This is a genomic window from Evansella sp. AB-P1 (genome assembly GCF_029688925.1).
Classification (GTDB): domain Bacteria; phylum Bacillota; class Bacilli; order Bacillales; family Salisediminibacteriaceae; genus Evansella.
The window spans coordinates 64478-89823 of sequence record NZ_JARUKY010000018.1; the positions used below are offsets into that span (position 1 = coordinate 64478).

General features: G+C 34.0%; 23 protein-coding genes. 18 read left to right on the forward strand and 5 right to left on the reverse strand.

The annotated features are described in order from the left end of the window. The first annotated feature begins 23 nt into the window (after positions 1 to 23). From QA612_RS17700 to QA612_RS17760, 13 genes are all read left to right on the forward strand, one after another. Positions 24 to 1844 carry a polysaccharide biosynthesis protein gene (locus tag QA612_RS17700; protein WP_278285153.1) on the forward strand — a complete coding sequence of 607 codons (1821 nt, stop codon included), beginning with the start codon at positions 24 to 26 and terminating at the stop codon, positions 1842 to 1844. A gap of 132 nt (positions 1845 to 1976) precedes the next feature. Further along, complete coding sequence (locus QA612_RS17705; protein WP_278285154.1) at positions 1977 to 2336, forward strand: four helix bundle protein; 360 nt, start codon at positions 1977 to 1979, stop codon at positions 2334 to 2336. Positions 2337 to 2869: 533 nt separating this feature from the next. Further along, positions 2870 to 3499 (forward strand): sugar transferase, encoded by a 630-nt coding sequence (locus QA612_RS17710; RefSeq protein ID WP_278285155.1) that lies wholly within the window; start codon positions 2870 to 2872, stop codon positions 3497 to 3499. Position 3500: 1 nt separating this feature from the next. Continuing rightward, positions 3501 to 4385 (forward strand): NAD-dependent epimerase/dehydratase family protein, encoded by an 885-nt coding sequence (locus tag QA612_RS17715; protein WP_278285156.1) that lies wholly within the window; start codon positions 3501 to 3503, stop codon positions 4383 to 4385. After that, on the forward strand, positions 4375 to 5202 hold the full coding sequence (locus QA612_RS17720) for a glycosyltransferase (RefSeq protein WP_278285157.1): 828 nt from the start codon (positions 4375 to 4377) through the stop codon (positions 5200 to 5202). The genes QA612_RS17715 and QA612_RS17720 overlap by 11 nt, the downstream gene beginning before the upstream one ends. Before the next feature lie 17 nt (positions 5203 to 5219). Next, complete coding sequence (locus tag QA612_RS17725; RefSeq protein ID WP_278285158.1) at positions 5220 to 6305, forward strand: glycosyltransferase; 1086 nt, start codon at positions 5220 to 5222, stop codon at positions 6303 to 6305. A gap of 122 nt (positions 6306 to 6427) precedes the next feature. Beyond that, entirely contained in the window at positions 6428 to 7630 is a 1203-nt protein-coding gene (locus tag QA612_RS17730) for an O-antigen ligase family protein (RefSeq protein WP_278285159.1), read from the forward strand. A 469-nt stretch (positions 7631 to 8099) separates the two neighbouring features. Continuing rightward, the gene (locus QA612_RS17735; RefSeq protein WP_278285160.1) at positions 8100 to 9071 is read left to right on the forward strand and encodes a glycosyltransferase; all 972 of its coding nucleotides are present in this window, start codon (positions 8100 to 8102) and stop codon (positions 9069 to 9071) included. A gap of 123 nt (positions 9072 to 9194) precedes the next feature. Further along, positions 9195 to 10475, forward strand: coding sequence for a UDP-N-acetylglucosamine 1-carboxyvinyltransferase (locus QA612_RS17740; RefSeq protein ID WP_278285161.1), 1281 nt, complete (start codon positions 9195 to 9197; stop codon positions 10473 to 10475). After that, on the forward strand, positions 10465 to 11346 hold the full coding sequence (murB, locus tag QA612_RS17745) for a UDP-N-acetylmuramate dehydrogenase (RefSeq protein WP_278285162.1): 882 nt from the start codon (positions 10465 to 10467) through the stop codon (positions 11344 to 11346). Before QA612_RS17740 ends, murB begins: the two co-directional genes overlap by 11 nt. A gap of 16 nt (positions 11347 to 11362) precedes the next feature. Further along, on the forward strand, positions 11363 to 12676 hold the full coding sequence (locus QA612_RS17750) for a flippase (RefSeq protein WP_278285163.1): 1314 nt from the start codon (positions 11363 to 11365) through the stop codon (positions 12674 to 12676). Between the two features lie 293 nt (positions 12677 to 12969). Then, the gene (locus QA612_RS17755; RefSeq protein ID WP_278285164.1) at positions 12970 to 14175 is read left to right on the forward strand and encodes a GHMP family kinase ATP-binding protein; all 1206 of its coding nucleotides are present in this window, start codon (positions 12970 to 12972) and stop codon (positions 14173 to 14175) included. Next, positions 14172 to 14903 carry a nucleotidyltransferase family protein gene (locus QA612_RS17760; protein ID WP_278285165.1) on the forward strand — a complete coding sequence of 244 codons (732 nt, stop codon included), beginning with the start codon at positions 14172 to 14174 and terminating at the stop codon, positions 14901 to 14903. The genes QA612_RS17755 and QA612_RS17760 overlap by 4 nt, the downstream gene beginning before the upstream one ends. A 432-nt stretch (positions 14904 to 15335) precedes the next feature. Here QA612_RS17760 and QA612_RS22525 read toward each other — a convergent pair whose 3' ends face one another. Continuing rightward, positions 15336 to 15500, reverse strand: a complete 165-nt coding sequence (locus QA612_RS22525; protein WP_481804454.1) for a competence protein ComK — start codon at positions 15498 to 15500, stop codon at positions 15336 to 15338. A 310-nt stretch (positions 15501 to 15810) separates the two neighbouring features. Here QA612_RS22525 and QA612_RS17765 point away from each other — a divergent pair, with 310 nt between their 5' ends. Further along, a complete protein-coding gene (locus QA612_RS17765; RefSeq protein WP_278285166.1) occupies positions 15811 to 16380 on the forward strand; it encodes a hypothetical protein in 570 nt (189 codons plus the stop codon). Positions 16381 to 17022: 642 nt separating this feature from the next. Next, entirely contained in the window at positions 17023 to 17730 is a 708-nt protein-coding gene (istA, locus tag QA612_RS17770; RefSeq protein ID WP_278285167.1) for an IS21 family transposase, read from the forward strand. Between the two features lie 53 nt (positions 17731 to 17783). Here istA and QA612_RS17775 read toward each other — a convergent pair whose 3' ends face one another. Beyond that, positions 17784 to 18848, reverse strand: coding sequence for a GTPase (locus QA612_RS17775; RefSeq protein WP_278285168.1), 1065 nt, complete (start codon positions 18846 to 18848; stop codon positions 17784 to 17786). 767 nt (positions 18849 to 19615) lie between these two features. Between QA612_RS17775 and QA612_RS17780 the strand changes: the two genes are divergently transcribed. Beyond that, positions 19616 to 19810 carry a hypothetical protein gene (locus QA612_RS17780; protein WP_278285169.1) on the forward strand — a complete coding sequence of 65 codons (195 nt, stop codon included), beginning with the start codon at positions 19616 to 19618 and terminating at the stop codon, positions 19808 to 19810. 360 nt (positions 19811 to 20170) lie between these two features. On the opposite strand, the gene QA612_RS17785 is transcribed toward QA612_RS17780, so the two are convergent. The 3 genes from QA612_RS17785 to QA612_RS17795 all read right to left on the reverse strand — a co-directional run bounded on the left by QA612_RS17785 (position 20171) and on the right by QA612_RS17795 (position 22809). Then, positions 20171 to 20671, reverse strand: a complete 501-nt coding sequence (locus QA612_RS17785; RefSeq protein WP_278285170.1) for a hypothetical protein — start codon at positions 20669 to 20671, stop codon at positions 20171 to 20173. Between the two features lie 945 nt (positions 20672 to 21616). Then, complete coding sequence (locus QA612_RS17790) at positions 21617 to 22129, reverse strand: competence protein ComK (protein WP_278285171.1); 513 nt, start codon at positions 22127 to 22129, stop codon at positions 21617 to 21619. Between the two features lie 413 nt (positions 22130 to 22542). Then, positions 22543 to 22809: a helix-turn-helix domain-containing protein gene (locus QA612_RS17795; protein WP_278285172.1), complete on the reverse strand. Its 267-nt coding sequence runs from the start codon at positions 22807 to 22809 to the stop codon at positions 22543 to 22545. A gap of 367 nt (positions 22810 to 23176) precedes the next feature. Here QA612_RS17795 and QA612_RS17800 point away from each other — a divergent pair, with 367 nt between their 5' ends. Continuing rightward, on the forward strand, positions 23177 to 23755 hold the full coding sequence (locus QA612_RS17800; RefSeq protein WP_278285173.1) for a transposase: 579 nt from the start codon (positions 23177 to 23179) through the stop codon (positions 23753 to 23755). Further along, entirely contained in the window at positions 23736 to 25304 is a 1569-nt protein-coding gene (locus tag QA612_RS17805; protein WP_278285174.1) for a YifB family Mg chelatase-like AAA ATPase, read from the forward strand. The genes QA612_RS17800 and QA612_RS17805 overlap by 20 nt, the downstream gene beginning before the upstream one ends. Positions 25305 to 25346 lie beyond the last annotated feature (42 nt).

Below are 25346 nucleotides of genomic sequence, written 5' to 3' on the forward strand. Positions count from 1 at the left end.
TTATTATGAAAGGAGGAGATTAAGTGAGTTATCGATTGCGTTTATCATTATTAATGTTAGTAGATTCTGTCATTGTTTTATGTTCTATCTTTATCGGATACTGGCTAATTGGGTCTACTAGTACAACGTTACCTACTGCACTTATCGTTAGTTCTATCGTATTGTTTGTTAGTCATCACGTCTTTGCTCACTTTTTTAAATTATATAAACGGGTTTGGCAGTATGCTAGCATTCAAGAATTACTGTCTATCTTTATTGGAGTTACGTTATCCATTGTATCTGTTGCCCTTATTCAATTAATTTTGTTTCAAACAGTATATACGAGAACATTAGTAATAACATGGATGTTACATATATTATTCATTGGGGCATCTAGATTTTCGTGGAGGATGTATCGTGATTTCATTATGGCGTCGAATAAAGGGAAGAAAAGAACATTGATAATTGGTGCTGGTGCAGCTGGATCCATGGTGGCGAGACAGCTATTAAACAGTGAAAAATCAGAATTATATCCTGTGGCCTTTATTGATGATGATAACACAAAGCAAAACTTAGAAATCATGGGTTGTCCAGTTTTAGGACAGACGAAGGATATTAAAAGTATTGTGGATGAAAAGAGCATTGAGCATATCATTATCGCTATGCCTTCCTTTAAAAAGTCGCAAATCAATCATATTTTTAAAGAAACGACAGATACAAAAATAAAAACACAAATCTTACCTTCGGTAGAAGACATTATGTCAGGGAAGGTGTCTGTAAGTGAAATGAGAGACGTACAAGTAGAGGATTTACTAGGACGTGATCCTGTGGAGCTAGATACAGAAGCGATTACAGATAAACTTACAGGTAAAACAGTCCTCGTTACTGGTGCTGGAGGTTCTATCGGCTCAGAGGTATGTCGTCAAGTTTGTGGATTTAACCCAGAAAAAATTGTCCTCCTTGGTCATGGGGAAAATAGTATCTACGCCATAGATATGGAACTGAAAAACGCTTTTGCCCATGTGGTAGTAGTAACAGAGATTGCCGATGTACAGGACGAAGATAGAATGAAATCGGTCATGAAATATCATGAACCAGATGTAGTCTATCACGCAGCAGCACATAAGCACGTTCCCCTTATGGAACGGAACCCACATGAGGCAGTGAAAAACAATGTGATCGGAACGAAAAACGTGGCAGAAGCTGCAGACGAAGCAGGGGTAAAAACCTTTGTCATGGTTTCTACAGATAAAGCAGTAAACCCAACGAGTGTCATGGGAGCAACGAAACGAATTGCTGAAATGATCGTGCAGCATATGGACCTAGTAAGTGATACAAAGTTTGTTGCAGTTCGATTCGGAAATGTTCTTGGAAGCAGAGGAAGCGTTATCCCACTATTCAAAAAGCAAATTGCGGCAGGTGGACCTGTTACCGTTACGCATCCAGATATGGTTCGGTATTTTATGACAATACCAGAAGCATCTAGGCTAGTTATCCAAGCTGGGGCTATAGCTAAAGGTGGAGAAGTGTTTGTCCTTGATATGGGAGAACCGGTGAAGATTGTAGATCTTGCGAGAAACTTAATTCGATTATCTGGATTTACGGAAGACGAGATTGAGATTAAGTATTCAGGAATTAGACCTGGAGAGAAGATGTTTGAGGAGCTCCTTGGAAAAGATGAAGTGCATGACGAGCAGATTTATCCGATGATATATAGAGGGAAGACACCACCGGTGAATGTGGAGGTTATCTTTGAACTAATAAGACATTTTGAAGATGTAGCAAATGATAGGTTGCGAGAGAATGTCCTTGATATTGCCCACTTTAGGGTGGAGAGTTTGAAGAGGTTGACGGTGGTGAAGTAGTTGGTTAGATGGTTAGTGATTAGTTGGTTGGGGTGGCTTCAAAACCTTCGGTTTTTGTGTTTTGATAGATCTTAGATATTGATCTTCCTAACCAACTAAAAACTAAAAGCTAACCAACAAAGGAGCTTTATTATGTATAATGATACTAGTAAGCTTATTGTTTGGCAGAGGTCACATGAGTTGGTATTGAATGTATATGCGTTAACCAAAGGCTTTCCGAGAGAAGAACAGTATGGTTTGACCTCTCAGATTAGAAGAGCTGTTGTATCAATTCCGAGTAATATAGTAGAAGGTAAGGCTAGAGGATCTAGAGTTGAATATAAGAGATTCTTATTAATAGCTAGAGGTTCGTTAGAGGAAGTGAAGTACCAACTGTTGTTAGCGAAGGATTTAAATTATATTGATGAAAAAAGTTATAGTAATAGTTTAGGGATCGCTGATGAGGTTGGGAAAATGATTAATGGATTGGTGAATAAGTTGGGTAGGGATTAGTTGGTTAGAGGTTAGGATGAATAAGCTCAAAACCTTCGGTTTTGATAGATCGAAGATCAAGATGTTTTCCTAACCAACTAAACACTAAGGGCTAACTAACTAAATGGATATAGCTCATTTTAGGGTTGAGAGATTGAGGAAGTTGACAGTTGTAAAGTAGAGGATTTAGTTGGATAGTGGTTAGTTGTTAGGAGGGGCACAAAACCTTCGGTTTTGATAGATCGAAGATCAAGATGTTTTCCTAACCAACTAAAAACTAAGGGCTAACAAACTAACATATGATTTATCGAGGGAAGACGCCGCAAGTTAATGTAGAAGTGATTCATGATTTAATCAATGAGTTTCATGATTCGCATATCGATAGGTTAAGAGAGCAAGTGTTGGATATAGCTCATTTTAGAGTGGATAGGTTGAGGAAGTTAAGTGTGGTGAAGTAGGGACAAATTTAATTTTAGTTAATAGACTGTTAGTTAGTAATGTGAGGCTAGATGCTTAAGACACATTAAACTATGAACTAAGGAGTGCTTTTGGGAATGTATTTAAAAATAAAGAGAATGATAGATATTGTGTTATCTTTTATTGGCATGGTTGTTCTTACTCCAATATTTATAATATTAATTATTGTAATTAAATTAGACACAAAGGGACCGGTATTATTTAAACAAAAGAGAGTTGGTATTAAAAAGACTCACTTTCATATATTGAAATTTCGAACAATGAGAATTGATACACCGAAAGATACGCCAACCCATTTATTAGGGAATCCTGATCAATACATTACGAAAGTAGGTAAATTTCTTCGAAAGACATCATTAGATGAACTTCCACAAATTTGGAATATTTTTCTAGGGCATATGAGTATTATCGGGCCAAGACCAGCATTGTGGAATCAGTATGATTTAATAGCCGAACGTGATAACTTCGGAGCTAATGATATCCCTCCTGGATTAACCGGATGGGCACAAATCAATGGTAGAGATGAACTTCCTATTGAAGTCAAGGCAAAGCTTGATGGGGAATATGTTAATAGAATTGGCATAATGATGGATATGAAATGTTTTTTTGGAACAATTATAAATGTTGTAAAAAGAGACGGAATAGTAGAAGGTGGAACTGGAACTAAAGCATCTACAGATTCAGTTAAAAGCAAGGAGACTGTATAAGATGAAGAAAATTCTTATAACCGGAAAGAACAGTTATATCGGTAATAGCTTTAAAAAGTATATAGAAAGAAATTATAGTAGTAATTATTCGATTGAAAAAATTTCCGTTCGTGATGATTCGTGGAAGGAACATGATTTTTCAACCTATGATTGTATATTACATGTAGCTGGGATTGCACATGTTTCTTCTGATCCTAAAATGGAAAATTTGTATTATAAAATAAATAGAGATTTAACGGTGAAATTAGCTAAAAAAGCAAAAGCAGCCGGTGTTAAACAATTTATTTTTTTGAGCAGTATCATTGTATATGGAGATAGTAGTTCTATTAATGAGAAAAGAGTTATTACAAGGAACACTTATCCTCGACCAAGTAATTTTTATGGTAGAAGCAAATTACAAGCAGAAGATGGAATTAATCATTTACAAAGTGATGAGTTTAATATAGTTATTATTAGACTACCAATGATTTATGGTAAAGGATCAAAAGGAAATTATCAAAAACTGGCAAAGTCAGCAAAAACATTACCTATATTTCCAGATATAGACAATGAACGAAGTATGATTCATATCGATAATTTATGTGAGTTTATACGATTGATGATTAAAAATGATGAAAGTGGTTTGTTTTTTCCACAAAATAGTGAGTATATAAAGACTACTGATTTAGTGATTCAAATAAAGAGGGTACACAATAAAAATATAAAGGTAACTAAAATATTTAACCCTTTTATAAAAGTGATGAGTAGTAAAGTTAATGTTATTAATAAGGTTTTTGGCAGTTTAGTTTATGAGAAGAAAATGAGTGAATATAAAGAAAAATATCATGTCAAAGAATTTAAAGAAACAGTTGAAGCCACAGAGAGTTGGAAGCATTATGACGTATAAAAAATACAGTGTTTTAATGTCTGTTTATAAAAATGAAAAGCCAGAATTTTTAAGAACAAGCATAGAAAGCATGATTAATCAATCCTTAAAACCAAATGAAATTGTTATAGTTAAGGATGGTAGACTATCAGATGATTTAGATTATGTAATAGACAATTATAAAACTCAATACCCAGACCAATTTAACATCATCCCACTTGAAAAGAATGTTGGATTAGGGAAAGCCTTAGATAAAGGATTAATAGAATGTAGAAATGAATTAGTAGCAAGGATGGATAGTGATGATATATCTTTACCTAATAGATGTGAAAAACAAGTTAAGGTTTTTGAATCAGATAGAGGTGTCAGTATAGTTGGAACAAATATTGATGAATTTTATGATGAGCCATCAAATATAGTTTCTTCTCGGGTTGTTCCAACAAAACAAGAAGATATTGAAAAATTTATAAAGAGACGAAGTCCATTTAATCACCCAACTGTAATGTTCAAAAAAACGGATGTAATACAATGCGGAGGTTATGGAAAACTGAGAAGGAAACAGGATCTAGACTTATTTTCTAGAATGATAAATAAGGGTTGTAAAGCTTCTAACATTAATGAATCATTATTGTTATTTAGATCAAATGAAGATAATTTCAAAAGGCGAAAAAGTTGGTCGTATTGTATTAGCTATATTAAGGCACAGTTTACTATATGGAAAAGAGGTCACTGTAATGTGATTGATCTTTTGTATGTTGTATTAGGACAAATGGTTATGTTCTTATCTCCAATGTGGATGTTAAAATGGATATCTAGTAATTATTTACGGAAGACATAATGAAAAGGTGAGAAATAATGAATATATTATACATTTCAAAGCTTGCTGGACATAAATGGCAAGGGCCTAATCAAAGCGTTCCTAACCAAATTGGGGCACAATCGAGATATGACAATGTATTTTGGTATAATTTAAATTACGTACTAAAAAATGAATGGCTAGAAAAAAGTAATTGTTATAATCTTAATGATTATCCAGAATTAAAAATCTCAAAACTCCCCCCCCCCTTTAACAAACCTGATTTGGTAATATTTGAAGGGGTCTATGAATACCCGTTTTGTAAGTTAATTTTTGAGATATGGAAAAGGAAATTACCTTATATAATAATTCCTAGAAGTGCTTTAACTGTTCAAGCTAGGAACAAAAAAAAATTAAAAAAAATAATTGGAAATAGCTTGTTTTTTAATAAATTTATTCGAAAAGCAAAAGCAATACAATATTTAACTCAAGATGAGTACATTAACTCTGGTTCTAGCTGGAATAAAAAGGCCTTTATTATCCCAAATGGAGTAGATACTAAAAAAAATGTTAAACAAGTAAATAAATCAGAAAAACTTATAGGTGTATTTATTGGTAGAATAGATACGTATCAAAAGGGATTAGATCTGTTAATTGATGCATGTTCGAAACTTCGTGTGGAATTACTACGATCAAATTGTGTAATTAATTTATATGGTCCAGACAGGTACAATTCCAAAGATGGTTTAAATTCAAAACTAAAGGAGAATAATTTAGAAGAATTAATTTCAATACATGATGCTGTATTTGATGGAGAAAAAGAAAAAATTCTGTTGGAAGCTGACTTTTTTATTATGACATCACGTTTTGAAGGTCATCCTATGGGGCTTATAGAGGCATTATCGTATGGACTACCTTGCTTAGTAACAGACGGTACTAACATGGCAAAAGAAATTAAAGAATCAGATGCTGGTTGGATAGCAGAAATAAGCGTAGAAAGTATCACACTAGAATTTAAAAAACTATTAAATAATATAGATACATTACAAGATAAAGGGAAAAATGCTATAACTTTATCTAGACTATATGATTGGGATACTATAGCAGAGTTATCTAGTCAAAAGTATTTAGAATTGATAAAGTGACCGTTACCAATTTTTTGAAATTTATAAGTGGATAGAGATATTTAGTTGTAAATTTAAGAACGATTTTATATTGGAAATTTTAAATAAGAAATCAACACACTGTTGGGAATGAGTTAATTAATATGATTATAAATAATAATAAATTTGTATTAATAAACGTTCTAATTATAATTACAGCAGTTACTACATTTGATAAAACATTTTTCCTTCTATCATCAACATATATAATGGTAATTTTATTAAGTGTATTAATTGTTAATGGAGTCTTTAAAAGATCAGAGGAATTATTATATATTAAATATAGAGAAGTTCCTACATTGACTTTTATTTTTATTATTTTGGCTTTACTTTTGGTTCAACTTTCTTATACTAGATTTCAACAATTAAATATAGAGTTTATGAAATATTTTGTTATTGGTTTATTAACAATATTAGTATTTAAATTTCTGTTTGTTGATAATAAAAAAATTGTTTTGTTTTGTAAAATTTTGATTTTCTCTGGTTTTTTTATATCACTTTTTACATTAATATCTCACTTTTTATATTTGTCAGTTGGCATTGATACAGACTTTATTAGAGTATTCAGATCCTATAATATACCAAGAGGTGTAGGATTATATGAAAATCCAAACTATTATGCTCTTACACATGTGTTAACTGTTGGTATAATCTTAGGATTATCAAAATTAAATCAAATTAAGTTAAATAAATTTTATTTAATGATAATTTTAGTTGTTTCTTCAGATTTAATACTAACTTTTTCTAGAGGTGCATTGATTGCATTAGTAGCAATTTTTTTCTTATATTTAATTTCAAATATAAGTCAAAATAAATATACCATTAAAAACCTATTATATATTGTAACAACTATGTTGATTGTAATATTAGTTTTCTATGTACTAGGACCAGAGTTTTTACAAACTATATTTTATACTCAATTCTTAGAGAGGTTAGTAGATGGCTTCACTCGTGGTAGCGGTAGATATGATTTATGGATAAATGGATGGTATCTATATACTAATTCAATAATTCATGTTGTATTAGGTGTTGGAGGGAATAATTTTCACATGTTTTCCGAATATGGAATAACTGAAGCTGTACATAACAGTTATTTAAGATACTTATACGAAATGGGGATTATTGGTTTTTTATCAATGGTAACATATATTATATATCTTATCAAAAGAACTGTTGGAAGATTTTTTGAAATTTTGAGTCCGTTTTTCTTTCCTCTGATTGGTGTACTAATTTTTGCAATTACAAACGACATAATATATATATATGAATTCTGGATTTTAGTCGCTTGCATTATCTACTGGAAATAATGTTTATTTTTAATGGGCAGATATGTTGATAATAATCAAAAAAAGTTAGGGATCAACAATATAATAGTATTGAAGTTATCAAATTATCAAGACATAAAAGGCTAACAGGAACCTTCGGAATCAGTGAAGAAGTACTTTAATTTAGATAATGGAGCATTAAATATAAGATTATTTGAATAGAGGTTGATGAAAAATGTGCAAACTCGCTTACCGAGAATAAGGCTACAAATCGTTTCGACTTTGCCCTATATGGTCTTATATGTCTCCTCATCCGTCATAGCCACCCTTTCTACGGTCATTTCAAATGTCTCTTTTATTAACCGTTTTGAAAATTGATAAAAAAAATAAAGATTTTCACATTTTGAGTGGCCTCGAACTTTTCAGGTTTATCTAAAAAATCACATAATAAGTCGAGGTAATTTAAAGTAATAATTTTATGTACGGAAAAAAAGATGATAAGGGGATTATAATGTTAGTTTCAATTGTAACAGTATATTTTAATCGTGAGGATAAGGTAATTAATTCGATAAGAAGCCTTCTAAATCAAACGTATCAGAATATTGAGGTTATAGCAATTGATGATGGTTCGACCGATGATACATTAAAAGTATTAAATTCAATAAAAGATCCACGGCTAAAAGTATTTCATCATAAAAATAAAGGTTTTACTAAATCTATAATTAGCGCTTTAAATTTGGCTAAAGGAGATATAATAGCAATTCATGGTTCAGGTGATATTTCACATATCAATAGGATAGAAAAACAGCTAAATTTATTACTAAAAAACGATGATGTTGGAGTTGTGGGGTGTTTTGTGGAAAAAATAAACAGAACTACAAGTGAAAAGGAAATTTATAAACCCAAACTACCTAACAATCAAAGTGATTTATTAAAGTTTTTAAAGGTTAATAATCCTTTTACTCATGGTGAGGTGATGTTTAAGAAGGTGATTTATAGTCGAATCGGTGGATATCGAGAATTTTTTAAATATGCTCAGGACAGGGACCTTTGGTTAAGAATGTCGTTAGAAACAAAATTCGCTATCGTGCCAGAAATTTTATATACAAGATTTAATTTACAAGATGGGGTTAGTGCGTCTCCAGATAAAGTTATTCTTCAAAAGTATTTTAATGAAGTTACTAGACAATGTATTGAATTAAAACTTAAGAATAAAAAGGATTTAATTGAAAATCATGGTATTTATGCTCCTTTTTTTATGAATAGAAGTAAAAAACTTAGTAATGATTTAGCTAGAAGGGCTGCTGCCTATTTTGTATCAGACGAATTAAATAATGCAAAAGAGTTTATAAGATTAAGTAGGGTGGAAAAGAAAACAGTAACAAATTTAATTCTATTAATTATAATTAAAATATCAGTAAAAAGTTTAATTATAAAAAAACTCAGCAAATCATTTTTTAACATAGTAAAAAAATTAAAATAAACGATGTTAATATAACTATCATATTAATGATTGTTATATTTTGATAATTATATGAATTTCTAATCAAGTTATTCGCTTTTGATACAAAATGAAAATAAAATTAAACGAGAAGGTGAAAGTAATATGTATTCAATGGGAGTCTCAACAAAACAAAAAAATGAAATTATAATAAAAGGTGGTAATAAATTATTTGGTGAAGTTCAATTATCGGGAGCTAAGAATGCAGCATTACCTATGATTGCTGCAGCATGTCTTGGTGAGGAATTCACTGTACTAAAAAATGTTCCGACAATCCTACGTGATGTAAATATTTTGGTTGATATTTTACAAGAATTAGGGGCAACTATTGAAATTGATCATACAACTGTATCGTGTAAGCGAGGAAATTTTCCTAACCAAAAAATTGCCCCAAAAAGAGCAAGTGAAATTAGATATTCGTTATTACTGTTAGGGTTATCAGCTGCTTTTGGAGAAGAATTAGAGTTACCTCTTCCAGGAGGTTGTAAAATAGGAGATCGGAAATATGACCTTCATATCCTTGGAATGCAAAAACTAGGTGCAATGGTAGAAGAGAATCAATCAGGTTTAAAACTCAAGTCTCATAAGTTACAAGGAAATAATATTGAGTTTTATCTCCCTACGACCTCAGGGACAGAAAATGTAATGATAGCTGCTACTTTAGCTGAAGGAAGTACAACACTATTAAATGCAAATACACGTCCAGAAGTAGTCCAGTTAGCAGATCTTCTAAATGCAATGGGGGCTGAAGTCACATGTAGTAATAGAGTTGTAACAGTGAATGGAAAGTCAACGATACCAGGTGGTGTGGAAGTCTCAGTAATGCCTGGATGGGACGAAGCTGTCACATATGCAGTTGCTGCAGGTATTACAGGTGGGGAGATATGCATCCCTAACTTTAATGCGTCTTTCATTAAAGAAGATGTGAGATACTTACAAAACGCAGGTGTTCAGGTTTTTGAATGGGGATCTTCTCTTTATGTTTCTGGTAAAGGGATTAAAAACACATTCGATTTATTTACGGCACCTTACCCTGGTATTAATTCAGATATGCAGCCTATTTTTGCTACATTAGCTTTAACAGCTCCTGGAACGAGCACAATTGCCGATTTGAGATTTACAGATCGCTTTCAGTACGTAGAAGAATTAAAGAAATTTGACGCAGACATTAATGCATTTGGAAACACTGCAATTATAAATGGTGGAAAGACTTTAAAAGGTGCAAATGTCAGAGCAACAGACCTTCGTGGTGGTGCTGCGTGTATCTTAACAGGCCTAATCGCAGATGGTGAGACAGTTATTTCTAACATTGATCAAATCCACCGTGGATACGAAAATATTCATGAGAAATTAAAGAATTTAGGTGCGAGTATCGATGTTCAATAGTATTCAAGGTGAAGTGTTTGATAACGAGCCTGTAGCACCTTATACATCATGGAATGTAGGTGGTGCATGCAGATATATGATTTTTCCTAAAGACGTTGATGATCTATCTGAAACACTAAAAATTATTAATAAAAACAACTTACCTTTTGTTGTAATCGGTAAAGGGACAAACATATTAAAATCCGACGACTTTTTTGATGGAGTCGTCATTAATCTTTCCAAGTCGTTTAACGAAATAGAAATTAAAGATAATAGGATCAGTGTTGGCAGTAGTTTTATGTTACCTAAGCTCGCTTTTTATCTTGCCAAAAATTCAATTGGAGGATTTGATTTTTACGCTGGTATTCCTGGTACAGTTGGTGGAGCAGTGGTAATGAATGCTGGATCAGCAGGGAAAGAAACTAAAGATGTTATGTTGTCTGTCACTTATCTCAATCTCAACTTGGAGATCGTTACTGAAACTGTAGACCAAGTTGAATTTGCATTTCGGAACAGTAAGTTTTTACTATCTGATAGCATCATAATTTCTGTGGATTTCAAAAAAGAATATTGTCCAAGTGAGAGGGCTATGAAATCAACAAAAGAAATAGCAGATCGCAGAAGGAAAAAATTCCCTTTGAATGTTCCTACTGCAGGAAGCACATTTAAGAGTCCACCGGAAGGTCCTCATCCTGGAAAACTAATTGATGAGTTAGGCTTGAAAGGATATCAAATTGGCGGAGCTAGAATCAGTCCTCTCCATGGGAATTGGATTGAAAATATAGGTGGTGCAAAAGCCAGCGATATTCAGGCATTAATAAATGACATTCACTCAAAAGTAAAAGAAATAAAAGATGTAGAAATGGAAACGGAAGTTTTATTGATACCATAACGAGGATGGAAATATCATGGGGATGAAAGAAAGAAGTACAATATTTAACATAATCTCAACATTATCTACTAAGTTCATTTTACTATTTGGTGGATTTATCATATCTATTATTTTAGCGAGATTACTTGGCCCTGAAGGTAAAGGGATCATTACTGCAATATTTGTTTTCCCATTATTAATTGTAAGCTTAGCAGATATGGGAATAAGACAAGCATCAGCTTATTTTATTGGCAAAAAGAAATATGAACCAAGTGATATTGTTTCATCAATAGCGTTTCTCTGGTTGATTACATCTTTGTTTTCCATGCTGATGGTTTTCGTATATTTTTTGATTGGTCCAAGTAACAATTATCATTGGATCATACTGATGATTGCTATAGGTTCGGTTCCAATTAAGTTGATCAATCAATATTCTAAAGGTGTTATGCAGGGATTTAATCAGATCAGCACAATTAATTTATCGCAGATCATTCAGCTATTATCCAATTTTAGCGGTGTACTTCTCTTGGTATGGCTCTTTGACTTAGGTATACTAGGTGCGGCATTAACACAAATTGCTATGGCATTTTCAGTGGCTGTTTACTATCTATTCAAAATATCTAAACACTTTAAGATACGAATTAAAGCTGTTGGTGATATTCCCAAATCATTATTTATGAAGGGGGTAGGGTTTGCAGCAGCTTTGTTTATAATCAATCTTAATTATAAAGTTGATATCATGATTTTAGACTTTATGGTTAATCCTGATGAAATTGGATTATATGCTGTAGGTGTTAGTTTTGCAGAGCTGTTATGGCAAGTTCCATCAGCAGTTGGTATGGTACTGTTCGCAAAAAGTGCAACCACTAAAAATACAGTGGATTCAGTTACTAGGTCGACCACTATTTTAAGAATGGTATTACCAATCATGGCTCTAGCATCAATTATTATTGGGTTGTTTGCCCCATACTTAATCAGCCTTCTTTATGGTATAGAATTTGCGGGATCGGGTAGTGTATTGAGAATATTGTTACCTGGAGTCATTTTAATAACAGTTTCAAAGATATTGCATCCTGACCTTGCTGCAAGAGGATATCCTTTGTATGCATTGAGAGTGTTTATTATCACTTTAGTAATAAATTTGATATTAAATTTCATTCTGATTCCGAAGTATGGTATTAATGGAGCGGCGTTGGCTTCCACTCTTAGTTATTTCTTTGCGGGTATTGGCTTTGGTTTTGTATATTCCAGGAGAGAAAAAATCTCAATGAAAGAATTATTCTTTATAAAAAAACAGGATATCACTCATGTTAAGGATATAGTAAAGAAGAAGTTAAATAGAAAAAGATAGCGGCAAATTGGGATGATTTCTGTTTCCCAGTAATCCCCCTCAGATAAAGTGTTAAGCAGTAAAATGAAAAAGAATTACATGAAATCGCGGGCAAGGGGACATCCGTGCTTTATACCTTTCAGTGAAATGTACACATCTTTTTGATTAAAATTATTCTTTGTATTTTCATTTTTTAGTTATTTTCAAGTTATAATAAGCAGCTAAAAATACCTATCTAGATGGTAGGCTTTTTTAGCTGCTTTTTTGAATAACAACATTATTGTATTAAATCATAAAAAGTTAGGATGATTTGTATGAAAGATATCTTTAAGTTTTTTCAAAACAACTACGATGAAAAAGATGTTCGTATGGTTAAGTCTCCCCTTCGTATTTGTCCGTTAGGTGCTCATGTTGATCATCAGGGTGGTGTAGTTACTGGTATGGCTTTAGATTCCAATGTTGAGATGATGTATGTACCTAGGAATGATGGATATATAAGAGTCCAAAGTTTAGACTTTCCTGATGAGGAATATTTTCATATGGATCGTGTTCCAGAAATGCTTCCTGGTTTTTGGGGGAATTATTTAAGAGGAGCTGTTTTATCGCTACAGCAAGATCAAATATTGAAGAATGGATTTCATGCTGTTATTAGTGGCAAGATTCCTATTGGTGGGTTAAGCTCATCCGCTGCTGTTACGACTGCATATTTAATGGCGTTATGTGATGTAAATAATTTAATTGTCACTAAAACAGATCTCGTTCAATTCAGTCATTGGGTGGAGACAGAGTTTATCGGTTTGAAGAATGGTATTCTTGATCAATCAGCCAATATACTAAGTGAAAACAATCATTTAATGGCAATGGACTGTAAGACTGGGGAACATCAGTTGATTAAAAAATCTCCTTCTATGCCAGAGTTTGAAGTGGTTGTTGTCTATTCAGGGGTAAGTAAAGCTTTAATAGGGACGGACTATAATAATAGAGTAGAAGAATGTAAAGTAGGTGGCTGGATTTTACAGGAATTAGCTGGTAAAGAGATTGTTCCATTTAATGAGGTTCAATTAAGTGATATTCCTGTAGATATCTACAATCAATATAGAGAACAAGTTCCAGGTCGTTTTAAAAGACGTTTAGATCATTATTTTACAGAACAGGATCGTGTGCAACAAGGTATGGAGGCTTGGGCAAATGGGGACCTTGAACGTTTTGGTCAACTTATGTTCGAATCAGGTGATAGCTCCGTATATCAATATGAATCTGGCTGTCCAGAATTAATTACTATTTTTGAAACGCTGAAAGAATGTGAAGGTGTATATGGTGCTAGGTTTAGTGGAGCAGGCTATCGTGGTTGCTGTATTGGATTAATTGATCCAAGATATAAAGAAGAGATAAAGAGTAGAATGGATAGTGTATATCCAATCATGCATCCAAAGTATAAGGATGACTACAAAGTACACTTCTGTAAAACAAATGACGGAGCAAGAATAGTAAGTAACGTAAAGGAGAGTTTAGTCTTATGAAATGTATTATCCTAGCAGCAGGCTACGCAACCCGTTTATACCCATTAACAAAAAACACAGCCAAACCACTACTAGATGTAGCAGGTAAATCTATTTTAGATCATATCGTTGAAAAGGTAGAAAAAGTAGAGACGATCGATGAATTATACATTGTAACGAATGAAAAGTTTTCTACTAGTTTTGAAGATTGGGCTCAGAACTATACCGGAACGAAAGCAGTGAAAGTAATCAACGATAAAACGACAACCAACGATAATCGTCTAGGTGCTATTGCCGACATTCAATATGTAATCGACCATGCTAAAGTAAACAATGACATCATGGTCTTAGCCGGCGACAATCTATTCGACTTTGAATTAACAGACTTTGTTGATTTCTTTAATCAGGCAAAAGCCGATTGTATTACAACACATGAAATTAATGATGTGGAACGAATCAAGCGCACAGGGGTAATCGAAATTGATGACGAAGGGAAAGTCACTTCCTTCGAAGAAAAGCCACAACAACCGAAGTCCAACCTAGCCGTACCACCGTTCTATATTTACCAGCAAGAATCATTACCACTAATCAATCAATACCTAGCAGAAGGCAATAACCCAGATGCACCAGGAAACTTTGTGCCGTGGTTGATAAATCAAAAAGCCGTTTACGCCTATAAATTCGAAGGCACACGCTACGACATAGGCACATTAGAAAGCTACAAAGAAGTACAAGAACTATTTAAGTAACTCGTGGGGACGGTTCTCGTGAGTCGTTTAGTACAATATTGTGTGTTGTTATTGGTATGAAATAGGGGAAGAGACTTGCTCCTACTTAGTCAGATGCTAAAAAAAGAGCCAGCCTAGTTGCAAAACTGCTTACGCAGCTTCACAACTAGGCTGGCTAATTATTGTACGTATAGAAGAACCGAAGGTTCAAGGTTTGTTCTCTTTGAGAATTGTTGATGTAGGATAAGGCTGTCTTTTTTACAAAAGTTGTGAGGAGACAGGATATTTTGTCCCCCACTGGGCTATAGAGTAAATCGTTTAAGTGATGGATTATGTTTTTTAATTAAGTGGAACGAGGGGCATGATCTTGTCTAACAAATGGGTTTTTATTATGAATGTATTGTTTTTCACTGAGCACTCTTAACTTCGCCTTTGTAAGCGCTTACTTAATGGTTACTTTAAAATATTGTAATCTTTTATTTGCTGTACTGTAAATATCCCCCATCGCTGAGAGAATAATAGAATACTGAAGGATGTTCGGTGCATCTGTTTTTCGATGACTGTTTTGGACGAATGGATGGTGATGTGTTTGCAGTTTTTAAAGGTGATGGTGCACAGAGATTGGTGTCAGACCCCCACTCGTCAACTTACAAAAAACCTAGCTTCGTTGTGAAACTGCTCATGCAATATTGCATCTAGTACCAAATAGATTCTAGGGTTCCTTTTATGGGTGTTGGTGTAGGGTACGGTGTGTTTTATGAAAAAAGAGAAACAGATATGGAAATTGGGGAGGATGTAATTTTCCCTGGTTGACTTCACTATATATCTCAATTTTTTGAACAATTAAAATAAAGTTCACTAAAATATATATAAGTATAGTAAAATATAACTATGAAAAATATACCAGTTAGAATAAGGGGTGACAAAATTGGAGGAATATACTAATGATGAAAAAAATATTCTACTAGCTGAAATAAGTTACTATAAAAAGCTTGTTGATGAATATGTTTCATTAAATAGTGAATTAAATGAATATTATGTTAGACCAATTGACATGAGTTTATGGAAAAGAATATTAATATTTTTCGTTTCGTATGTTTTAATTGTTAATATTTTTAGAATCTTTGGACTAATACTTATCGTTATTTTGTTCTATCTGTTTTTTATTTGGCCTTCACAGAATGTTAGAGGTAAGTTAAAAAAGAATATGTCAAGAATTGATGAAATTCACATTAAATTGAAAAATATTGAAAACAAAATTAACCCTGAATTAATACCGGATAATTATATAAATCAGTATGCTCTGTCTAAATTAGAGTCATATTTAGTTAATAAAAGAGCAGATACTTTGAAAGAAGCTCTTAATTTGTTTGAACAAGAGAAACGTCATGATGAGCAAATGAATGAATTGAGTATTATACATCAAATACAAGAAAGCACTAATAGAAAAGCTTCTGAAGCAGTTACTCTAGGGTGGATTAATTTATTTAAAAGGTAAGTGTTGTATTGAAGTCAAAGTTTTGGTGTCAGACCCACACTCTTTTGAATTGTAAAGTGTTAAGGTGATTGAGTTGTTCAATTTAAGTGGAACGAGGGCAAATACCTTATCCCACAAAAAACGTATTATTAAGAATGTTATTTTATGCGTTGATTATTCATAATCCTAGTATCGCAAGAGCTTTCTTTTGTCATTTTTATCTAATTCATTTGCAGTAAAGAAATCATCTTCCTCTGCTGTGAGAATAATAGAATGCTGAAGGCTGGTTTTAGATTAATTTGTTTTTCATGATAGTTTTGGAGGCGTGGTTAGCAATTTGTTTGCGGTTTATTAAGGTGATGGTGCAGATGTTGGGGTTTTTAGGAACAGTTCGTCTGAATCGTTTTTGAAACTCTTAGTTGTCTAATAGTAGAAGAGACAGCATTTTCTTCTCTAAATTACTAAATATAATGGCGGTCTTCCTGTGTTAATTGATATATAACAATCTAAGCTGTATTTGATAAATTAGATTTGAGCCACTTTTCAAGAGTTTGATCACGTAAAAAATGAGCCACACAATTCCCAATTTCACTATCCTCTCTTATGATAGAAAGTGACCAAACTATCTACATCAAGAGGGGAAGAAAACAAAGGATGATTGAAATGGCTCAATATTATCGTATCAAATATTTAAAAGAGGTTGAAGAGTTATCTCAAAGACAAATAGCCAAAAAGCTTGGTATTTCTAGGAATACAGTTAGTAAGTACCTTAAAGAAGCTCAACCACCAACAACCATTAACAGACAAACAATCTATGGTACTAAACAGCATTCTGATGAAACCAAACGAATATTACCTATTATTGATCAATGGATCGAAGATGATTTAAAACGGTGGGGAAAACAAAAGCACACAGCTGTAAGAATTTATGACAGATTAGTAGACGAATATGAATTTAAAGGATCAGCATCAAACATTAGAAAAATTGTCGCCAAACGTAGGAAAAAGCTACAAGAAGTCTTCATTCCTCTAGAATTTCAACTCGGCCAACAATTCCAATTCGACTGGGGAGAGGCCGACATTATACTACAAGGTCGAACTCGTAGGGTTTATCTCTTCTGCATCCAGCTTTCCGCGAGTCGTGTAAGATTTGTGAGATCGTACCTCCATGAAAAACAAGAAGCTTTCTTAGACGGCTTTGTTCATGCATTTGAGTTCTTTGGCGGAGTCCCAACAGAGGGGCTTTATGACAATTTAAAAACAGCTGTTCAAAAGATTCTTGAAGGGAGAGATCGTTTAGAGCAAGAAGCTTTCTTAGCTTTACAAGCAAGCTATTGGGGTCTGACCCCAATAGCAGTACCTTTAAGATAAGGGTTATCCAATTTGATTTTAAATGATTGGTCATTATGAGGTGCAATACTTTTTTATGCTTTTTTTGGATCATTAAATTTGTAAAACTCAGTGATTAAGCCTTTCAACGTGTCTACGTCTAATTCAATATCATTTTCATATGCATACTTTACCGCATGTCCAAGAGCAATTGTCATTGAACTTGCTATGGCTCCTGCTGCTGCAGGGCCTGCGATTGGTACTGCACCAACTACTTGCCTAAATAAAGTTTTGCCTAAATTACCTACGAGGGTAGCAACAGCTAGTTCTTTAGCTCTTTCTTTAGATAATTCTTTATCATAAATTTTCGCTAACTGAATCATTAACCCAATTTGGATTCCAGTAATAGGAACAATATCAGATCCTGGTATTGGTGAAAGACCAATTGCTCCAGCTGCTGAACCAGCACTATATATCCACTTGTTTGCAATTGAAGTCTTCTCATTTAATGAACGAACGAAGAGTATATCTTTACCGTTTTTTTTTAGTATGTTTAGAATCTCCTCGCGTAAATTATCTATATTGATATTATTTTTTGATGAAATAGGAACGATAACTTGCTTACTTCCAGTATTCTTTTTAATAAACCTCACTAGTTTTGGAATAGTATCTTCCTCTACAGCATCTATTTTATTTAAAACTAGTATGACATTCTCATTTTTCTTTTTAATTTTGTCGTAAACCTTTTTTTCGCTTTCGGAAAATACTGTTCCAGCTGCATTTAGGAAAAATAAAATGATATCGACTTTTTTTATTAATTTCATTGTTTGGTCAGAATTCTTTTTAGAGATATCATCAAGTCCTGGTGTATCTATAAAAATTACTTTCTCCGTAAAGTTATACTCATCCAGTTCAAATGTTTCTCCTGGTTCTGGAGCTACTGGAGCCTTTTCTTCACCCATTAGCCTATTTATAGTAGTTGATTTACCTGTGTTTACTTCTCCAACCAAGGCGAATAGTATCTCTTGTTCTAATTGTTCGTCTATTTTTTTCATTTCTTCATCAAAAATTCTTTCAACTTCCTCATCTATTTTTTCTATATCTTCATCAAAAGCTCTCTCATCTTCTTTATTAATTTCTTCATCATATCCTGTTTTCATAATATCTCCCCCTCATAAAGAATTTTAACCTATCTTCCAACAATGAATACTAGATTATATTCGACATGATTGTAGATATTTCCTTTAATGGGATCCGAGTGGGGTGCACCTCAGGACCTTGTCCCGTTTTGTGTTGTGGTAACTTTGGTGTTGATCAGGAGAGTGATTTTATATTTTCAAAGGGTCTTTTACTCTTTTGGGTAATGTTGCATTAAGGTACGATGTCTTTCTTTGAAAGCGGGAAGGGAACGATAGGTTATCTATGTGTAAAAGATTTCCCCGACCTCAATAGATATGAAAGGGATAGTGATGTTTTACCAAAGGATCTGGATAGAATGATTCGTAAATTCTAACGAATGTGGTCAACCGAGGCGACTACATCTATCGCTAGATACATTAGATGAAAGGTTGCAGCTAATCAAGGGGAGTTACCTTTATACTATATCGAAGGTCATCATGAGGCCATCTTTGAACCGAAAGAATGGGAAGCTGTGCAAGCCAACATCCAAGAGTGTTCGGCAGCCTTTAAGTATCTATCATAATTACATCAAAGTATTTGGAAAACAAACATAAAAATGATGCGTTCATTGATAATCATCAATGTGGAGAATGTGAAAGTGAGTTTGGCTTCAGTTGATTGAAAAATCCCCTTGGATGCCAGAATTTGAAGTGATTGTTGTCTATTCAGGTGTAAGTAAATCTTTAGAGAGCAAGTTCCAGGTCGTTTTAAAAGACGTTTAGATCATTATTTTACAGAACAGGATCGTGTGCAACAAGGTATGGAGGCTTGGGCAAATGGAGACCTTGAACGTTTTTGTCAACTTATGTTGAAATCTGGTGATAGTTCCGAACATCAATATGAATCTGGCTGTGCAGAATTAATTACTATTTTTGAAACGTTGAAAGAATGTGAAGGAGTCGATGGTGCTAGATTTAGTGGAGCTGGCTATCGTGGGTACTGAATTGGATTAATTGATCCAAGATATAAAGAAGAGATAAAGAGTAGAATCGATAGTGTATATCCAAACATGCATCCAAAGTATAAAGATGACTACAAAGTACACTTCTGTAAAACAAATGACGATTTAAAGATTAAAACGGAGATAATTAAACGATATATCTGAACACCGGATGAAGAGTGGTAAACAGTATAACACAGACATAGTTCTGGAAACTGTTATAATTATAATTTTTAAATTATGGATATATTTATATTCCACAAAATGGTATTCAGAATACATCGTTCTTAATAACTATGAAGATTTTATAAAAATGATTTAAAGTTTATGTAAGTTGTTCCGTTCGTTAAAGAGTTTATTTTTCTATTCTTCATAATCTAAAACCCAAAATAATTTAAAATCGTTCTCGCCTTCTGGAATTACAAATTGTTCGGTGTAAGTAAATGGAGGTTGAAGAATTTCTGTATTACCATCTAAGTAAGTAGCGTAGACGGTTGTGGTGCTTTTAAATACAAAGCTTTCTTCGTCGAACTCCAGTATCTCTTCATTTTCAAATTTGGTGACTAGTTCTGCAATTTCATTATACACATCGGGTCTGTTGGGGTTGAAATTCATACTGTAATTTGAACGAACTTCTATATACTCTTCTTTATCCTCTATTAGCATTGAATCTTGTATAGATTGGTGGATGCTCTTTGCTATTTCAATTAACTCTTCTTCAGTATATTCTTGATTTTTATCGGTAGATGTTTCTGCGGTTACATCTCGAGATAAACTAGATTGACTATCGCTTTCATCATTTGTCGAACACCCCATTGCAAGTAAAAATAAGATTGTTGTTACAATAAAAAATAAATTCTTCATTCGGCAAAACTCCTTCAGTGATTTTATATACCTTTCATATTCTAATATACTTTGTAATTTTTTTGCAAAAAAAAAGGGACATAAGGGACAGGAACCTCAGGTGCACCCCAGGCAAATAGGGACGGTTCCTATTTGCCAGAGTGATTTGTTTAAGTTAAGTGGGACAAAGAGGCAGAACCTTGTCCCACAACGTTTTCTTAGCTTGATTGTATTGATATGGGATGTTCACTTTGATAGCCTATAATTGTAAGCGCTTGAGGTAAACGGTGACGGTTCTCATTTGCTAGTTTTATAGTATTATGTAGTGGTTTTAGGTGAAAGTCACCACCATGATATTGAAAGATTTTATTGAAAGAATCGAAGATTCAGAGTGAATATATTTGGTGTGAAATTGTTTAAATTGTTAATAAACCGAAGGTTCTATTTCCTTTAAAATTTTTGAAGCATTACTAGGACACTAGGACAATCGTTAAAAAGATAAGATAGAAAAAAAGTCTTCACTTTAGAAGTTTTATCTCCATTCCTCAAAATTCAATCCCTCTTTCAGGTGTTTTACCCAACAAAAACAAAGACATTTTGATAATTTAACGCAATATTAATTATTGCGGATTAATAGAGCCATAATTTGCGATGTTGAGAGCCATTGATAGTAAATATCTTTTTAAAGAGTAGAAACAGAGACACAACGGAGCTGCATTTATACCATTGACTGTGGAAGCAAGGGGACGGTTATCACACTTCCTTCGAGTGACTAATTATTGTTGAGTTGACTTTCAGGGACAAACAGGGACGGTTCCTATTTGCCAGAGTGATTTGTTTAAGTTAAGTGGGACGAGGAACGGAACCTTGTCCCACAACGTTTTCTTAGCTTGAACGTATTGTATGGGATGTTCACTTTATATCCTATAATTGTAAGCGTTTACTTTGTGTTGTGTTAGAATATCTTTAGTCTATTTCATTTGCTGTACCGTAATCATCCTCCCACCGCTGTGAGAATAATAGAATGCTGAAGGCTGTTCGGTGCATCTGTTTTTCGATGACGGTTTTGGACGCATGGATGGTAATTTGTTTGCAGTTTTTAAAGGTGATGTTGCACATGTTGGGGTTTTTAGGTACTGGTGTAACGCAGAGGATGTGTTGGTAGAAAATCCAGTTACACTGGAAGTTTTTCGGTGAATGGGTCGGAAAGGTGTACATGCTTTCGTGTGTATTAATGGCAATGGGGACTTTTCGGTGTATATTCATCTCGTGCACGGCGGCATCTCGTCTACCATTGTAGGAGGCGCCACCTTTCATACACGCCCGCTTTATTAACTGCATCGGTGTTTTTCTTACATAAATGACTCTTTCTCCTTCCATGACGATCGTCTCGCACAGCATGTTCAGAGCTGGAAGTAGGGCCATCGTCCGTTTGTTAATGACATAATCATTTTCTACATTCATTACTTGTTCGTTCATTCACATACACTCCTTGTAGGTTATATTGTTTATTGATATTTATAAAATAGCGTGCAGAAGCACAGCTACTATATTCTTGGGATTAATATATTTTAAAATGAGGTATAGGTGTTGCTGCATAGAAGAATGGTGTGCACAAAATTAGTTGTGGGAGATGGTAGAGCAATTAAGGAGGTTTTTCAGTTTTGTACTTGTGACAGGACTAGTTTTTTGGATAATGGAACGAAAATTCACGTGAAGATGACCTATGGTAGGGGATAATTATAAAGTTTCTCTTCCAATTTATCTAGGATTGGCGTGGAGGTTGTTGTTTTCTGCTATACATCGATCTTAGTGGAAAAAAAGAAGCATAACTGTAGCGGTGCGATTAGAAAATCTAGTTGTTAAAAGTATGGAAGGAGTAAAAGGAGAATTTACTCCTTCGTTCTGTCTAAAGAATTGTTTTCAAGTTCTTCTGCTATTAAGAGTAACTTTGAAGGTGAAATTTTTAATCCATAGCTAATTTCCGTTAATGTTGATAGAGTAACATTTTTATTCACTCCACGTTCAATTCTACCTATGAATTTATCATCTTTTCCAGAATGTGTTGATAATTCTTCCTGTGTATAACCTAATTCTTTTCTCATATATTTAATTGCTGGTCCTATGAATTCTGTTAACTCATATCTTCTTTCAGCCATTTCTATATCGAGTCCCTTCAAATCCAATTATCAAACGGATTTAAAGAATGCACCACGCCATATATGTCCCCTTTTTCATTTTTTTTTTTGAAGCATGGGGGCGGTTCTCCTGAGTCGTTTGTCGTTGTATTGATGGTGATTTACTCTTGTTGAATAGGAGAGTAGACTTCATCTTATGGAAACAATTGCAATAGAAAAAGCCCGTCTAGTTGCGAATCTGTTCATGCAGCTTCACAACTAGACGGGCTAAGTATATGTGGTCTTACCGAGATGTAATTATTATTTTATGTTTTCAGTGATTTTTTTCCAATTTTAGTATATGATAGACACATTAATAGATTAAATAATAGCAAAGGATGATGCCGTGTTGTCTAGAAAGCTTAGAGTTTGGTATCCTGGTGCAAGCTTCCATATTTATGCTCGAGGAAACCGAAGAACTGCTCTTTTTGAAAGTCGTGAAGATTATCTTATGTATTTGTCTATACTAGAAGACGTTAGAAATATGTACCCCTTTATTCTCCACTCCTATTGTTTGATGACGAATCACATTCATCTTCAATTACAAACAACTACTTTCCATACAAAACATATCATGAAGGACTTACATGGTCGTTATGCAGTTTATTTCAATAGAAAATATAACTTAGTTGGACATTTGTTTCAAGGTCGATATGGTAGTGAGATCATAGAGACTGATGCTTATTTTCTAGAAGTAAGTCGCTATATACATTTAAATCCACTAGAAGCAAAGATGGTCGTAAGACCACAAGACTATCCCTGGAGCAGCTATCCTTCTTATCTCTTTTCTACGAATAATCCTCATGTAACAACTACGAAAGTACTCTCCTATTTCCAAAACCCGAAACAACATCAATACCAATTATTTGTGGAGGGAAGAAACAAACAAATATTGGAGGAATTGAAAAATGTCCATAAAAGTGAATAGTATTGGTCTTAAAGGCTTGGAAGGGTATACTGTACAAGTTGAGGTGCAAGTAAAAGAAGGAATAGAATCCATCGTTGTCGTAGGATTACCCGATGCATCTGTGAAGGAATCAAAAGAAAGAGTATCTGCTGCATTACATAGTATGGGTTATTCATTAGTGGATAGGAAAGTAATTATTAATTTGTCACCAGCGGAGCAAAAGAAGAATGGTCCATTATTTGACCTTGCGATTGCCCTAGGAATCTTAAAAAGTGGAGACTTCATACAGGAAAAGATCCCAAACGAAGCAGGATTTATCGGAGCATTATCATTAGATGGAACGGTTCTTCCTGTGGAAGGCATGATCGCAGCAGTACTAGCAGCAAAGAAACTGAACCTCAAAAAGCTTTTCCTACCATATGATCCAACAATACCAAAAGTAGACATTGCAAATATGGAACTAATCTACATTACCATGATTCAAGATGTCATCGACCATTTAGCTGGCCGTAAGCCTTTCCCCTTTATTCAACCAACCATCGTCCCCATGGAAGAGAAAATAATAGAAAGAAATTTTAATCAAATTATTGGTCACGAATGTGCAAAGCGGGCTCTTGAGATTGCAGCTGCTGGTGAGCACTATGTATTAATGGATGGTCCACCAGGTTGCGGGAAAAGTCTATTAGCAGAAACTTTCTCTTCCATTTTACCACCCCTATCAAAGGAAGCTCAGCTAGAAAAGATTAGCCTTTATCAACTTGCAGGTACGTCTTACCAATCACTTTCACAGCCACCATATAGGCATCCACATCATTCTGCATCCGCCGTGTCACTCATCGGTGGAGGAACAAATCCTAAGCCCGGTGAAGTCTCTCTAGCCCATCGTGGAGTACTATTTTTAGACGAGTTAGCAGAGTTCTCAAAGAAAACATTAGATATGCTCCGACAACCGTTAGAAAACGAAAAGGTCACGATTAGTCGTATTCACTCCACTGTTACCTATCCAGCTAAATTCATATTTATCGCCGCTATGAACCCTTGCCCCTGTGGTTATTTAGGCTCCAACACTCAGTACTGTACATGTTCCGAAAAACAAATAAAGTCATATCAAAACCGCGTCTCCGGACCCATATTAGATCGTATCGACATATTATTGTCCTTAAAACCAGTTAACCTTGAAGGCCATAGTTTTAAAGAAATGGAATCTTCAAAAGCAGTGATGAATCGGGTAAAAGCAGCTAGAGAACGGCAGTATGAACGATACGGTAAAGAAGTATGTAATGGAAGTGTCCTATTTGAGCAGTTAATTACCCATTCCCCATTGACCAACATCCAGCAACAACTTTTACAAAAGGTATGTATACAAGAAGGCTTAAGTAACCGAGTACAAATCAAAATCATCCGTCTAGCACGAACAATAGCTGACCTAAAGGGAGAAAAGGCCATCAGTAATGATTGTCTACTAGAAGCAATGAAACTAAGAAAAGTGGAACACACCTCATTGCCAAATCAAGGTATATTAACAGGAGAAGAGCAAGGCTCTCATTATCTAAATACAATCAAAGGATGAACCAATTACGAAATTTAAAAAGTTATCGTTGACGGGACATGA

What these genes read in the sequence shown, in the direction of transcription:
- QA612_RS17705 (WP_278285154.1), top strand. Translation starts at nt 1,977, where the DNA reads ATGTATAATGATACTAGTAAGCTTATTGTTTGGCAGAGGTCACATGAG.
- QA612_RS17710 (WP_278285155.1), top strand. Translation starts at nt 2,870, where the DNA reads ATGTATTTAAAAATAAAGAGAATGATAGATATTGTGTTATCTTTTATT.
- QA612_RS17715 (WP_278285156.1), top strand. Translation starts at nt 3,501, where the DNA reads ATGAAGAAAATTCTTATAACCGGAAAGAACAGTTATATCGGTAATAGC.
- QA612_RS17720 (WP_278285157.1), top strand. Translation starts at nt 4,375, where the DNA reads ATGACGTATAAAAAATACAGTGTTTTAATGTCTGTTTATAAAAATGAA.
- QA612_RS17725 (WP_278285158.1), top strand. Translation starts at nt 5,220, where the DNA reads ATGAATATATTATACATTTCAAAGCTTGCTGGACATAAATGGCAAGGG.
- QA612_RS17730 (WP_278285159.1), top strand. Translation starts at nt 6,428, where the DNA reads ATGATTATAAATAATAATAAATTTGTATTAATAAACGTTCTAATTATA.
- QA612_RS17735 (WP_278285160.1), top strand. Translation starts at nt 8,100, where the DNA reads ATGTTAGTTTCAATTGTAACAGTATATTTTAATCGTGAGGATAAGGTA.
- QA612_RS17740 (WP_278285161.1), top strand. Translation starts at nt 9,195, where the DNA reads ATGTATTCAATGGGAGTCTCAACAAAACAAAAAAATGAAATTATAATA.
- murB (WP_278285162.1), top strand. Translation starts at nt 10,465, where the DNA reads ATGTTCAATAGTATTCAAGGTGAAGTGTTTGATAACGAGCCTGTAGCA.
- QA612_RS17750 (WP_278285163.1), top strand. Translation starts at nt 11,363, where the DNA reads ATGGGGATGAAAGAAAGAAGTACAATATTTAACATAATCTCAACATTA.
- QA612_RS17755 (WP_278285164.1), top strand. Translation starts at nt 12,970, where the DNA reads ATGAAAGATATCTTTAAGTTTTTTCAAAACAACTACGATGAAAAAGAT.
- QA612_RS17760 (WP_278285165.1), top strand. Translation starts at nt 14,172, where the DNA reads ATGAAATGTATTATCCTAGCAGCAGGCTACGCAACCCGTTTATACCCA.
- istA (WP_278285167.1), top strand. Translation starts at nt 17,023, where the DNA reads ATGGCTCAATATTATCGTATCAAATATTTAAAAGAGGTTGAAGAGTTA.
- QA612_RS17775 (WP_278285168.1), bottom strand. Translation starts at nt 18,848, where the DNA reads ATGAAAACAGGATATGATGAAGAAATTAATAAAGAAGATGAGAGAGCT.
- QA612_RS17785 (WP_278285170.1), bottom strand. Translation starts at nt 20,671, where the DNA reads ATGAAGAATTTATTTTTTATTGTAACAACAATCTTATTTTTACTTGCA.
- QA612_RS17790 (WP_278285171.1), bottom strand. Translation starts at nt 22,129, where the DNA reads ATGAACGAACAAGTAATGAATGTAGAAAATGATTATGTCATTAACAAA.
- QA612_RS17795 (WP_278285172.1), bottom strand. Translation starts at nt 22,809, where the DNA reads ATGGCTGAAAGAAGATATGAGTTAACAGAATTCATAGGACCAGCAATT.
- QA612_RS17805 (WP_278285174.1), top strand. Translation starts at nt 23,736, where the DNA reads ATGTCCATAAAAGTGAATAGTATTGGTCTTAAAGGCTTGGAAGGGTAT.